The 13,050-nt window shown below is 65.2% G+C and carries 12 protein-coding genes; 7 read left to right on the top strand and 5 right to left on the bottom strand.

Annotated elements, in window-relative coordinates:
• Positions 1 to 15 precede the first annotated feature (15 nt).
• From ACEWQZ_RS10910 to ACEWQZ_RS10900, 3 genes are read left to right on the top strand one after another with little or no spacing between them, the layout of a single operon-like run.
• The gene (locus tag ACEWQZ_RS10910; protein WP_476483108.1) at positions 16 to 834 is read left to right on the top strand and encodes a segregation and condensation protein A; all 819 of its coding nucleotides are present in this window, start codon (positions 16 to 18) and stop codon (positions 832 to 834) included.
• Between the two features lie 18 nt (positions 835 to 852).
• Positions 853 to 1,683, top strand: a complete 831-nt coding sequence (gene scpB, locus ACEWQZ_RS10905; RefSeq protein WP_476483107.1) for an SMC-Scp complex subunit ScpB — start codon at positions 853 to 855, stop codon at positions 1,681 to 1,683.
• A 19-nt stretch (positions 1,684 to 1,702) separates the two neighbouring features.
• Positions 1,703 to 2,461 (top strand): pseudouridine synthase, encoded by a 759-nt coding sequence (locus ACEWQZ_RS10900; protein ID WP_476483190.1) that lies wholly within the window; start codon positions 1,703 to 1,705, stop codon positions 2,459 to 2,461.
• A 1-nt stretch (position 2,462) separates the two neighbouring features.
• Here the strand turns inward: ACEWQZ_RS10900 and ACEWQZ_RS10895 are convergent, their stop codons facing one another.
• The 3 genes from ACEWQZ_RS10895 to ACEWQZ_RS10885 form a co-directional block, all read right to left on the bottom strand.
• A complete protein-coding gene (locus ACEWQZ_RS10895; RefSeq protein WP_476483189.1) occupies positions 2,463 to 3,125 on the bottom strand; it encodes a YiaD family glycine zipper/OmpA-like lipoprotein in 663 nt (220 codons plus the stop codon).
• An 89-nt stretch (positions 3,126 to 3,214) separates the two neighbouring features.
• Positions 3,215 to 4,588: a sigma-54-dependent transcriptional regulator gene (locus ACEWQZ_RS10890; protein ID WP_476483106.1), complete on the bottom strand. Its 1,374-nt coding sequence runs from the start codon at positions 4,586 to 4,588 to the stop codon at positions 3,215 to 3,217.
• Positions 4,585 to 6,015 carry an ATP-binding protein gene (locus ACEWQZ_RS10885; protein ID WP_476483105.1) on the bottom strand — a complete coding sequence of 477 codons (1,431 nt, stop codon included), beginning with the start codon at positions 6,013 to 6,015 and terminating at the stop codon, positions 4,585 to 4,587. Before ACEWQZ_RS10885 ends, ACEWQZ_RS10890 begins: the two co-directional genes overlap by 4 nt.
• Positions 6,016 to 6,193: 178 nt before the next feature.
• Between ACEWQZ_RS10885 and ACEWQZ_RS10880 the strand changes: the two genes are divergently transcribed.
• Entirely contained in the window at positions 6,194 to 6,565 is a 372-nt protein-coding gene (locus ACEWQZ_RS10880) for a DUF4168 domain-containing protein (RefSeq protein ID WP_476483104.1), read from the top strand.
• 161 nt (positions 6,566 to 6,726) lie between these two features.
• Here ACEWQZ_RS10880 and rlmB read toward each other — a convergent pair whose 3' ends face one another.
• Together rlmB and rnr are read right to left on the bottom strand one after the other, a co-directional pair.
• Positions 6,727 to 7,461, bottom strand: coding sequence for a 23S rRNA (guanosine(2251)-2'-O)-methyltransferase RlmB (gene rlmB, locus ACEWQZ_RS10875; protein WP_476483103.1), 735 nt, complete (start codon positions 7,459 to 7,461; stop codon positions 6,727 to 6,729).
• Between the two features lie 12 nt (positions 7,462 to 7,473).
• Positions 7,474 to 9,603 (bottom strand): ribonuclease R, encoded by a 2,130-nt coding sequence (gene rnr, locus ACEWQZ_RS10870; RefSeq protein WP_476483102.1) that lies wholly within the window; start codon positions 9,601 to 9,603, stop codon positions 7,474 to 7,476.
• 96 nt (positions 9,604 to 9,699) lie between these two features.
• On the opposite strand from rnr, the gene ACEWQZ_RS10865 reads away from it, so the two are divergent.
• The 3 genes from ACEWQZ_RS10865 to ACEWQZ_RS10855 are packed head-to-tail and all read left to right on the top strand — an operon-like array spanning position 9,700 to position 13,049.
• Positions 9,700 to 11,322 (top strand): lytic transglycosylase, encoded by a 1,623-nt coding sequence (locus ACEWQZ_RS10865; protein WP_476483101.1) that lies wholly within the window; start codon positions 9,700 to 9,702, stop codon positions 11,320 to 11,322.
• Entirely contained in the window at positions 11,315 to 12,160 is an 846-nt protein-coding gene (locus ACEWQZ_RS10860) for a M23 family metallopeptidase (RefSeq protein ID WP_476483100.1), read from the top strand. The genes ACEWQZ_RS10865 and ACEWQZ_RS10860 overlap by 8 nt, the downstream gene beginning before the upstream one ends.
• Entirely contained in the window at positions 12,144 to 13,049 is a 906-nt protein-coding gene (locus ACEWQZ_RS10855; RefSeq protein ID WP_476483099.1) for a hypothetical protein, read from the top strand. The genes ACEWQZ_RS10860 and ACEWQZ_RS10855 overlap by 17 nt, the downstream gene beginning before the upstream one ends.
• The last annotated feature ends 1 nt before the right edge of the window (position 13,050 follow it).

The raw sequence follows: 13,050 nt of genomic DNA, 5'->3' as shown, positions 1-13,050 counted from the left end.
CTACACTTGCATCCCATGAATGCCACCCCGGACACCCGCGCCCGTCAGGAGGAGATGCCCTTTGCCATCGTGCAGGGCTCGCCGCTTTTGAGGCTGCCGGACGATCTCTACATTCCGCCCGATGCGCTCGAAGTGTTCCTGGAAGCCTTCGAGGGCCCGCTCGACCTGCTGCTGTACCTGATCCGCCGCCAGAACCTCGACATTCTCGATATCCCGATTGCCGAGGTCACTCGCCAGTACACCGGTTACATCGAGATGATGACCGAGATGCGCCTGGAACTGGCCGCTGAATATCTGGTGATGGCTGCCATCCTGGCCGAAATTAAATCGCGCATGCTGCTGCCGCGCCCCCAGGCCGAAGAGGATGAAGAAGAGGATCCGCGCGCCGAGCTGATTCGTCGCCTGCAGGAGTATGAACGCTTCAAGCAGGCCGCCGAGGATCTCGAAGAGCTGCCCCGACTGGAACGCGACGTGGCCGTGGCGGGCGCCGAAGTCGAGGATCAGGGCAAGGTCAAGCTGCCGCCGGAAGTGGACCTGCGCGAGGTGCTGCTGGCGCTCAAGGACGTCATGGCGCGCGCCGAGATGTTTGCCCACCATCAGATACAGGCCGAGCCGCTTTCCGTGCGCGAGCGCATGTCGCGCATCATCGATCTGGTCGCCGACAACCAATACGTTGAATTCGACCGCTGCTTCGATCTCGAAGAGGGGCGCATGGGCGCCGTGGTGACCTTTCTGGCCCTGCTGGAGCTGCTGCGCGAACACCTCATCGACCTGGTCCAGCAGAAGCTGTTCGACCCCATTTATCTGCGCGCACCATCCCGAACCCGGGCCTGAATCCGCAAGAGAACGCCGATGGATATCGACTACCTCAAACGCATCGTCGAAGGCGCCCTGCTGGCCGCCGGCAACCCGCTGAGTCTCAATCAGCTCAACAGCCTGTTTCCCGATGAAGAACAGCCCGGTCACGGCCCGCTGCGCGAAGCGCTGGCAGCGCTGGACGCCGACCTGGAGGGGCGCGCGGTCGAACTCAAGGAAGTCGGCAGCGGCTACCGCCTGCAGATTCGTACGCAACTGATGCCGATCATCTCGCAGCTGTGGGCCGAAAAGCCGCCGCGCTACTCGCGCGCTCTGCTCGAAACCCTGGCAATCATTGCCTACCGGCAGCCGATCACACGCGGCGAGATCGAGCAGATTCGCGGCGTGTCGGTCAGTTCGAACATTCTGCGTACACTGCAGGAGCGCGACTGGATTCGCGTGATCGGACACCGCGACGTGCCCGGCAGACCGGAGCTGATCGGCACCACCAGAGCCTTTCTGGACTATTTCAACCTCAAATCACTCGACGAGTTGCCAACACTCGCCGAAATCAAGGACATTGATAACCTCGAGCCCGAACTGGCGCTTGAAAGTCCGGAATCCGGGCCCGAGGAATTCAAGGCAGAGAATCAACGCCATGAGCAAAGCGAAAAGCGACAAACCGAAAAAGACGCGGCTGAAGAAGAGCAAATCGAAGCCGGGGAAGAAAGCGCCCCGCCGCAAGCAGGCGACGACGCAGCATCGATCCCGGACGACGTCAGAGACGACGCCGGGTCAGCGCAGGAAAGCCAAGACCGGCAGCAGACGCCGGCCAAAGAAGACCCACAAGTCGGACAAGGCGACAGCCACCCCGACCCAGACAGCTGATACGGCAGGCAGCGAACGGCTGCAGAAGATTCTCGCGCGCGTCGGACTGGGTTCGCGACGCCAGCTCGAGGCGCGTATCGAAGCCGGCGAAATCCAGGTCGACGGTCGCGTTGCCACGCTCGGAGAGACGGTCGGGGATGGCAATGTGATCGAGCTGGACGGCAAGCGCTGGCGCGTGAGCACCCGCCCGACCGAGCATCGCACCCTGATCTATCACAAGCCTGAAGGCCAGCTGACCACGCGCAGCGACCCGCAGGGCCGACGCACTGTCTTCGACCACCTGCCAAAACTCCGACAGGGACGCTGGATTGCCGTGGGCCGGCTCGATATCAATACCGCCGGCCTGCTGATCCTGACCACCGACGGCGAGCTCGCCAACCGCATGATGCACCCGGCCGGCCAGGTTGACCGCGAGTACCTGTGCCGCATTCGCGGAACCGTCGATGAAGAGCAGCTTCGCAAGCTGCGCGATGGCGTGACCCTTGACGACGGCCCGGCGCGCTTTACCGACATCGTGCCCGGCGAGATCACCGGCAGCCACAGCTGGTATACCGTTGCGCTGATGGAGGGCCGCAATCGCGAGGTGCGGCGCCTCTGGGAAGCGGTGGGCGCGCAGGTTGCGCGCCTCAAGCGCGTCCGCTTCGGTCCGGTTTTTCTGCCGGCGCGCGTCAAAAGCGGTCGCTATGAAGAACTTTCTTCCGGCGACCACCGCATTCTGCGTGAAGACGTCGGCCTGTCTTCGAAAGCCACCGAAATGACCGCCGAGCCCTTGCCGTGAATCACTGCTTGGTCACCGGCATCAGCGTCAGCTCGACGCGCCGGTTGGCCTGACGACCGCTCTCGGTATCGTTGCCGGCAATGGGGTAATCGGGGCCGTAACCGTAGGTGGCCAGGCGAACCGGCCGGATATTCCGGGCAATCATGTAGTCGCCAACGGCCTCTGCCCGACGCTGCGACAGCCCCATGTTGTAGCTGCGTGAACCGGTCGAATCGGTATGACCGTCGATGACCAGCACCGTGCGATCGTACTCTTCCAGCACCAGGGCAACCGAGTTGAGCACCTGGTAGAACTCCGAGCGCAAGGCGGCACTGTCAAAGTCAAACGTGACATTGCCGGGCATGTTGAGAATGATTTCGTCGCCGCGACGAGTCACGCTGACCCCGCTGCCGCGAAGCTGGCGGCGCAGTTCGGCCTCCTGGCGGTCCATGTAGCTGCCGATGGCCACGCCGCTGAGTGCGCCGACACCGGCGCCGATGGCGGCGCGCTGGAGCCGGTCACCGCCGCTGATGGCACCAAGAACGGCGCCCACCCCGGCACCAATGGCCGCCCCCTGAGTTCCGCGGGTGGCGCGCTCCTCACCGCTCCAGGGATCAGTCGTCGTGGCGCATCCGGCAACAAGAACGACAGCGACCACGGCCAGAGCCAGGACGGATCGACGCATCGGAATCATGAATATTCTCCTCGGGTTTTTATGGATTTCAGGACTCGTGTCAACTTTCTAACGCATTCGCTTCAACGGCTGCTGAACAGTCAGTCATCTTCAAGCCAGCGGTAGAGGGTGCGGCGACCGACGCCCAACAGGGCAGCAGCGCGCCGCTTGTTGCCCGCCACACGCTCGAGCACATGGCGCACATAGCGGCGTCGCAGCGCTTCCATGGTGGGCAGCATCTGTTCCTGTGCAAGCAGCGTCTGCACGATATCACCCTGCTCTGTCTCGGCTGCATCCGCGCTGCGGCGTACGCGCTCGGGCAAGTGCTCTGGTCCGATCTCGCGGCCCTCGCAGAAGGTGACCGCGCGCTCCATGGCATTGCTCAGCTCGCGCACGTTGCCCGGCCAGGGGTAGTCACGAATGCACATCAGCGCCTCGTTGTCGATCGAGCGTGCCGGGCGCTCGCGCGCTGCGGCAAAGCGACCCACGAACTGCATGGCCAGCATCTCCAGGTCCTCGCCCCGGTCACGCAGCGGGGGAACCTCCAGCTCGAAGGCCTCGAGGCGATAGTAGAGATCCTCTCGAAACTCGCCGCTGCGCACCAGCTCGTGCAGATCCTGATTGGTGGCCGCCACCAGGCGCACATCAACCTGATGTTCGCGCTCGGCGCCCACCGGCCGCACCCGCCCGTCCTGCAGCGCGCGCAACATCTTGGCCTGCATCGACAGCGGCATCTCTCCGATTTCATCAAGAAACAGCGTGCCGCCATTGGCCTCCCGGAACAGACCGCTACGGGCGCGGTCAGCACCGGAGAAGGCGCCCTCGGCGTGGCCGAAAAACTCCGACTCCATCAGCTCGGACGGAATGCCGGCGCAGTTGACCGCCAGAAAAGGCTTCTCGGCACGCGCGCTCTCGGCATGGATGGCACGGGCAACGAGATCCTTGCCGGTGCCCGACGGCCCGCTGACCAGAACCGGCCCGTCGGCTCGGGCAACCTGGCGCAGACGGTCAAACAGCACGCGCATCACGCGACTGGAGCCGAGCATGCCGTGAAAGGATGGTGTGTCGAGCAGGTCGCGAAAGCGCTGCACCTGTTCATGCAAGCGGCGATTGTCGATCAGTCGGCGCACGCTGAGCGTGAAATGATCCATGTCCAGCGGCTTGGTCAGAAAGTTTTCGGCACCGGCCTGCAGGGCCGCAACCGCTCGTTCGACCGTTCCGTAGGCGCTGATCATGAGTACGGCCGGCGGCGCGTGCCGACGGCGGAGTTTCTCGATCAGGGCCAGGCCATCCATGCCCGGCAGCTGCAGATCACTGACGACCAGATCCGGCTCGAACTCGCCGATGATCTCCAGCGCGTGCTCGGCGCTCGGCTGAGCATCGACGATGCAACCTTCGGCCTCGAGCTCTTCGACCAGAAGCTCGGTCAGCGTGCGGTCGTCTTCGACCACCAGAATACGCGCATTGTCACTCATGTCTGCCTCGCGGGAAGAATCAGCACCATGCGGCTGCCGCCCAGGGCGTCGCTTTCGCCAACGTCGATGCTGGCTCCATGCTCTTCAACCACGCCGAGCACGATTGCCAGCCCCAGGCCAGTGCCGCCCCGCCCCTGTCTGGCGGTCTGGAACGGCTCGAAAATTCGCTCCCGCTGGGCCGGCGGAACGCCGGGTCCATCATCTTCGATGGTGACCATGACGCGCTCGTCACCGTCGGCTTCCAGCCGCACCCGAACACGGGTGGCGGCCGCCTGCACGGCGTTGCGCACCAGGTTGAGGAGCGCATGTTCCAGCCTTGCGGCCCAGCCTTCGACCGTCACTCCGGCCGACTCGATCCGGTCTTCGAGCAGAATCCTGCGGCTCTCGCATTCCGGGCGGATACCGCCGAGCACGCGCTGCAGCAGTCGATACAGATCAACGCGTTCGGGCTCAGTGCGATCGCTGCGGGCAAATTCCATCAGCTGGGTAATCAACTCACGCGTGCGCGCTACCTGGCGACGCATCCGCTCCAGACGCCGACGCGCGTCACCGGAAAGCCCTTCCTCGCGCTGCAGGCGGCGGGTATCGCCGTCGATAACGGTCAGCGGCGACCCCAGCTCGTGCGCCACGCCGGAAGAAAACTGCCCCAGCCGGGCGAGGTTCTTCTGGGCCAGCATGCGCCGCTCCATGCGCCGACTCTGGCGACGTTGCTCGGCCAGCTGTGCGGCGAGACGGTCCAGCCCGTCGAGCATGCGATTGAAAGCGGCAGCCACGCGCGAAAGCTCAGTCGGGCCGTCCACGCTTGCGCGATGCCGGCGATCGCCCGACTCCACCCGGGCCATGGAATCGACCAGTCTTTCAACGTGCCGCCCGACCGCGAGCCGATAGCCGACCACGGCGATGACCAGCATCAGGCTCAACACACCCGCCCAGGCCAGCCAGATCTGATTGCGGATTCGCTCCAGGCGGCGCGTGATCTCGCTTTCCAGACGCACCACCTGCAGCAGGCCGTCGATTCTTCCCGTGCGCCCGGTCAGCGGCACGAAATAGGAATAAACGTCTTCGCCTCCCAGCTGCGCATACCGCCCCATTTCCTCGCCAATCTGAACAAGCTCGACGGCTTCGATCTGTTCCCGCGGGCCGGGCCGGGCTTCACCGGCGACCGCAATCCGGCGCCCGCCGGCGTCGTAGACATAAGCGCCATAAACGCGCCCGATCTCGAAGACGGCATCCAGAGTCTGCTCGATACTTTCCAGCTCGCCCTGGCGCAACGCTCGCTCCACCGGTACGCGCATGGCCCGGGCGACCAGCTCGATCTCTTTCTCCAGCCGGCTTTCCATGGCGTTCTCTACCGACTCATAAGTCAGCCATACCACCAGAATGCTCAGCACCGCCAGCGGCACGATGACCAGCAGCAGCAGCTGCAAACGCAGGCTCCGGAATGGCTTCAATATGGACACATGCGCCATTATGACACATCAAACTGGCGCGCGCACAACCCGCCTGAACTGCAAGTCATTGATTTCATTGGCCCACATATTTGGCACGGCACATGCACATACGGTATTGCCAACACAAACATTGTCATATTCAAGGAGTGAAATCATGAACATCGGCAATACCATCAAACTGTTCGTCGCCGCGCTCGCGCTGACGTTTGGCGTCACCACCATGGCCCAGCAGCAGCAAAGCCCGCCCGCCCAGCAACAGCAGCAGATCGATGTCAGCGATCAGGAGCTGGAGCAGTTTGCCGAGGCGCAATCAGAGATTGCCGGCATCCAGCAGGACTTCTCCTCGCGCCTGCAGGAAGTCGAGGATCCCGAGAAGGCGCGTGAGCTGCAGCGTCAGGCCAACGAGGAAATGACCAGCGCGGTCGAAGACGTCGGACTGGACGTCGAGTCCTTCAACCAGATCGCGATGGCCATTCAGAATTCGCCGGAGCTGCAGCAGAAGCTGACCGAAATGATCCAGCGCTGAGGCGCGCTGCGAATACGGCCCTGAAAAGGCCTGAACTGCGAAAGCCGGGGCGGTTACCGTCCCGGCTTTTTCAATCAGCCTGATCCGCGGAAAACGCGAGAGCAGCAGCGACACAAGCGCTGAAACCAGCCGGTTGCATGGCCTCGGTCAACCGCCGGTTGTCACCGCGTTCTACGCTCAATGGCGGTAAACAGGGCGACCCCGGCGGCCACGGAGACGTTCAGACTCTCCACCACTCCCGGCATGGGAATCTCGACCAGTTCGTCACAGTGCTCGCGCGTGAGCCGGCGCAGGCCGCCTTCCTCACCGCCGAGCACCAGCGCCAGAGCCGAATCAAGGCGGGCGGTGTACAGGCTCTGCCCCGTGTCGGCGGCCAGGCCGACACGCCAGACTCCATGATCGGCCAGCAGGCGCAAACTGCGCGCCAGGTTGGTCACGATGACCAGCTCGACGCGCTCGGCCGCGCCGGCTGCCGCACGGCGCGCCGCCGGCGTCAGCCCAACGGCGCGGTTGCGCGGAATGATGACCGCCGCGGCACCGGCCGCCGCGGCCGTACGCAGGCAGGCCCCCAGATTGCCTGCATCCTGCACGCCGTCGAGCACCAGAAACAGCGTCCGCTCATCCACTCCTTCAAGCAGCTCCTGCAGGCGCTGGTCGTCGCCGGGCTGACGCGCCTGGAACTCCGCGATCACTCCCTGGTGGCGAACCTTGCCGGCCATGCGATCGAGCGCGCGCTCATCGCTGTGCTCGACCGCCACACCAAATGCCTGAAGCGTTGCTTCCAGCTGTTCCAGCCGTTGCCCGCCGGGCTTGATCCAGGCGCGAACGATGCGCTCGGGTGCGTGCTCTGCAAGCCCCTCGACCGCATTGATACCCATGGCCAGCTCACGCTTCATGTCCGTTTCCCGTCACTCGTCTTGTTCGAGCAGACGAAAATCGATCTTGCGCTCTTCAAGGCTCACGGCGGCAACCTCCACGCGCGCGCGGTCTGCCAGGCGATAGCGCACGCCGCGCCGCTTGCCGACCAGGCTGGAGCTGACCGGATCGAAATTGTAGTAGTCGTTGGCCAGCGCGGTCACGTGGACCAGGCCGCTGACCGCCATGCCGTCGATTTCGACAAACAGTCCGAAACTGGTCACACCGGTGACGATACCGTCGAATGTCTCGCCGACGTGGCGCTGCATGAACTGACACTTGAGCCGTTCCTCGACATCACGCGATGCCTCCTCGGCGCGGCGCTCCAGCCAAGAGCAGTGTCGCCCCAGCTCTTCCATGCGCCCGCCATCATAGTGAAAGTCACCGCCGGTGCTGCGGCACAGGTGCTTGATGGCGCGGTGCAGCAGCAGGTCCGGATAGCGCCGGATGGGGGCGGTGAAATGCGCGTAGCTGTCCAGAGCCAGCCCGAAATGGCCCTTGTTTTCGGGCTGATAGACAGCCAGGCTCAGGCTTCTGAGCAGCTGGGCATTGATCAGCGGCGCATCGGGCCGGTCGGCCGCCTGACGCTGAATGGCCGCAAACTGCTGCGGGTCGGGCTGTTCCGACCAGCGCACCTGAAAACCGGACACCCGCAGAAACTCCTCGAGCGATTCGAGCTTCTCCGACGGCGGCGGTTCGTGCACCCGATAAAGCAGGGGCAGCCTGCTCTTGCCGACGAATTTGGCCGCCTCGACGTTGGCGGCGATCATGAACTCCTCGATCAGCCGGTGCGCATCGTGACGCTGTTGCAGCCGGATGTTGGCCACCCTTCCCTCGGTATCGAACTCGAAAAAGGCCTGCTGCGAGTCGAAGTCGAGCGCGCCGCGGCGCTGGCGGCGGCGAAAAAGCAGGCGGTAGACGTCGTAGAGCGCATCAAGGGTGTCGTGGACATGGTCAAAACGCTCGATCAGGCCCGGATCGCCGGCTTCCTTGATTCGCCGCACCTGATCGTAGGTCAGCCGCGCCCGTGAGCGCATGACCGCTTCGTGAAAGCGGCTCGAGGTGACCTTGCCTTTGGCATCGATGCGCATTTCGCAGACCAGACAGAGCCGATCGACATCGGGGTTGAGCGAACACAGGCCGTTGGAAAGCGCTTCGGGCAGCATCGGAATGACGCGGTCGGGAAAGTACACCGAAGTGCCGCGAGCACCAGCCTCGTCGTCCAGGGAGCCGCCGGGCTGCACATACTCAGCGACGTCGGAGATGGCCACCAGCAGGCGGAAACCCTCACCGCGGCGCTCGGCGAAGATGGCATCGTCAAGGTCGCGGGCATCGGCGCCGTCGATGGTCAGCAGCGGCAGTTCGCGCAGGTCGAGACGCCCGGAAATCGACTCCGGGTCGACGTCTTCGCCGAACGCCGCCGCTTCGGCCAGCGTTTCCTCGGCAAAGCCCAGCGGCAGCTGATAGCTGTGGATGGCAATGTCGGTGGCAATCCCGGGCTCGTCGGCGTGGCCGAGCACGGCGATGATCTCGCCCACGGCGCCGCGCGTCTTCGTTGGCGGCTTGTCGATGCGCACTACCACCACCTGCCCCGGGCTTGCCTTGCCCACCCGCTCGGCGGGCACCAGAATGTCCTGGGTCAGGCGCGGATCGTCGGGCACGACCACGGCCACGCCGGATTCGATCAGGAGCCGGCCGGCCACCTGGGTGTGGGCGCGTTCGAGCACGCGGGTGACCGCGCCTTCCTTGCGGCCGCGGCGATCAACACCGACGACCGCAGCCATGACCCGGTCGCCGTTGAACACCTGGCGCATCTCCTTGGGCGCCAGGTAAAGATCATCGCCGCCGGCATCGGGAACGACGAAGCCGAAACCGTCGGGATGGGCGCTGATGCGCCCGGGAATCATGTCCACCTGCGACGGCAGGCCGTAGGCGGCTCGACGATTCTTGAACAACGCACCGGATGCAACCATCTCCATCAGCACCGGTCTGAGCAGTTCGTCGGACTGCGGCTTGTCAAGCCCGAACTGGTGTGACAGCTGACGGCGGGTGACCGGTCGCCCGGCCTGTTCGAGCGCGTCACGGATGCGCTCACGCGAAATTTGCGAAGATTGGGAATTCATGGCGCATCATTGTACCTGCCCGCCGGCCTGCCCAATACATTTGACCCAAACCCCGGAGGCGGCATAATTGACCGCTGCGTCCGTTCGAGCGACTTCATGCATACAAGGCACCAGACCAGCAACCCGACATCCGGCACACGCAGCTTGAGCCTGCCCTCGCGGGCGCTGAGCGCCGCGGCGCTGCTGCTGCTGGCCGGCTGCGCGACCATGACAAGCGAACAGGCTGCGATGCAGAGCGAGCCCGACCGGCAGCGCCACCCGGTCGACCTGCCGGATCCCTTTGCCGTGGTCGAGGAAGCCACCCGGCATCTGGGCAAGGCGCCGGAGCGCCATCCCGATGACAGCCGCCCGCCGCATCTGTGGGCGCGCGTGGTCGAGCGTTTTGATTTTTCCGAATGCCCGGCTGACAGCCGCGCCCAGCAGTGGGCCCGGTGGTACGGCGAACGCGACGACTACATGCAGCGCGTGCTTGACCGGGCCCGACCCTGGCTCTACGACATCGCCGGCGAACTCGAACGCCGCCAGCTGCCCGGCGAGCTGGCCCTGCTGCCAATCGTCGAGTCGGCTTACGATCCCTTTGCCTACTCGCACGGCCGGGCGGCGGGCACCTGGCAATTCGTCAGCGCGACCGCGCGCGAACGCGGCATCGAAATCAACGACTTCTACGACGGCCGGCGCGATGTCTGGGCCGCAACACGTGCGGCGCTGGACTACCTGGAATACCTGAACAACAAGTTCGGCGACTGGAACCTGGCCCTGGCGGCCTACAACGGCGGTCAGGGCCGGGTGCAGCGCGCCATTGCCCGCAACCGCCGGGCTGGCCGCGCGACCGACTGGCACGCGCTTCCGCTGCCTCGGGAGACGCTGGGCTACGTCCCCAAGCTCAACGGCCTGGGCTGCCTGTTTGCCGACCCGGCACGCTATGGCTTCGAGCTGCCGGTGTGGGATAACCGGCCGCAGATCGCGCGCGTCGAGCTCGATGGCCCGGTGGATATCGTCGCCCTGTCGGCGGCTGCCGATATCGACATCGCCGAGCTGGTCGCCATCAATCCCGGGCTTAACGGCCACCTGACACCACCCGGCGGACCACACCACCTGATGGTGCCGGCCACAAGCGCCGACCGGGTTCGCGACCTGCTCGGCGAATTGAATGCCGAAGACATGATCGTGTGGCGTGAAGTCCGGGTGCGTCGGGGTGACACGCTCTCGCACCTGGCCCGCCGGCACAACACGACGGTGCGCGCGCTGCGCGAGGCCAATCACCTCCAGAGCGATTTCCTCAAAGTCGGCCAGAAACTGCGTCTGGCCGACAACGGCCGCACACCCGCCAACTCAGCCCATGCCGAGCGCTACGCGCAGCTGGAACGCCTGCAGCAGCGGCTGCTGCCGACCAAGCGCTTTCAGCACCAGGTCCGACCCGGCGAAAGCCTGTGGATCATTGCCCAGCGCTACGGCGTCACCGTCGACGAGCTGCAGCGCTGGAACGGGCTCAGCGGCAGGAGTCTGATTCGTCCCGGCGACCGCATTCTGGTCAACATGAGCCAGCCCGGTACTGCACAGACGCGCGAATACACGGTTCGGCGAGGCGACTCGCTGTGGACCATAGCCCGGCGCCATGACGTATCGGTTCGCGAGCTGATGCGCTGGAACGGACTCAACGAAGGCGCCATACTGCGCCCCGGACAGACGCTGACCATCCGTGGAGGCGGCAATGCATAATCTCTCGGCCCTCGTCTTTTTCGTCGCGGTGCTGTCCGTCTCGACTGCCGGAACGGCCGGCGATGAGGCGGTCAGTTTCACCGGTGAAATCGTCCAGGGAGGGCTGGTGATCGGTCAGGCTCCGGCGGGCAGCTCGGCCAGCGTGAACGGCGAGCCCGTCATGACCAGCAGAGAGGGTCGGTTCCTGCTGGCCTTCGAGCGCGAGCAGACCGATCCGACAGCGGTCGAAGTCACGCTGCCTGACGGCAGGTGCCTGAGCCAGGAGCTGAGCCCCGAGCCGCGCGAGTTCGATATCCAGCGCATCGATGGCCTGCCGCAGGAGCAGGTCACGCCGCCTGAAGCGGTGCTGAGCCGCATCCGCGACGACGCTCGCCTTGCCCGTCAGGCACGCGAACGCCGCGATCAGCGCAGCGATTGGGCTGACGGCTTCGACTGGCCCCTGACCGGCCCGATTACCGGCGTTTACGGCAGCCAGCGCATTCTCAATGGCCAGCCGCGCAATCCCCACTGGGGCATCGACATTGCTGCGCCCACCGGAACGCCGGTTCATGCCCCCGCGCCGGGGGTCGTGACCCTGGCACATCCGGACATGTACTTCTCCGGCGCCACCCTGTTCATCGACCACGGCCACGGGCTGGTTTCGGCCTTTCTCCACCTCAGCGCGCTGCATTCCGAGGTTGGCGACGTTGTCGAACGCGGGCAGGTCATCGCCGAAGTCGGCGCGACCGGGCGCGCCACCGGCCCCCATCTGGACTGGCGAATGAACCTCGGTGACATTCGTATCGACCCCGCCCTGCTGCTCGACTGGAGCGAGAATCCGGATGCCGAAGCGCCCTGAAACCCGGCGTCAACACGCGTGCCGGCGCTGGCTGGCGCTCGCTGTCCTCTCCCTGGCGCTCGGTGGCTGCGTCACGACGGCGCCCCGCCCGAAGGCTGACGATGAGACCGCGGCCCGCTCTCCAGCAATCGAATACATCAGGAGCAGCCTGCCCGGCCACTGGGTCAGTGTCGCCCAAGAGGGCCTCCCCACCCGCTCGCTGATGATCGAGCCCAGAGCTTCTTCAGACGGCGATCAGCTGACCCTGGCGCTGCATCAGCGCAGCCGTGACGGCAGCCATTCACGACGCTATCGGCTGGAATTGAGACCCGCCGCGATGGACCACCGGCTCGAAGGGCGATTCACCCTGCTGGATGCCGGTGCGGCCGAGCGTCGCAGCTGCTCCATGCAGTTTCATCTGACCCGGCGCGCCCTGGTCGGCAGAACCGATCCGTCAGACTGCCGCTTCGGTGACGGCGAGAACACCGTCGGCCTGCTCAAGGAAATCGCCTTTGATGGCCACAGCCTGGACATTGCCGATCGCATCATTGATCCGGCCAGCGGAGACGCGCAGGGTGAAGATCGGATTGTCCGCTTTTTGCCGCAGCGGCAGTTCAGCGGCTGGCTGGGCGTGCGCGAAGGCGATCAGTGGCGGGTGGCGCGGGACTTCAGTGTCCAGACCGGAGCAACCGCCGAGCCTGTGGATGCCGCCAGCATGTCGCTGGGCGTGGTCCTTGAGCTGGCCTACCACCGCCTGACGCAGCCCGAGGAAGCCCTGCTGATGCGCCTGACCGTGAGCGACGGCGAAACCGGAGAAGTGCTCGCCGAGAGCTGGGCCGATCCGGGCTCGGCTCGGCTGGGCCTTGCCCTGCCCGAGCTGCAGGCCGGGCTGGTGGCCGAGCGCCCCTGAC

This window comes from Wenzhouxiangella sp. YN1 (assembly GCF_056324145.1).
Note: the sequence above shows the minus strand (reverse complement) of the source record. Positions and strands in the feature narration are given on the sequence as shown.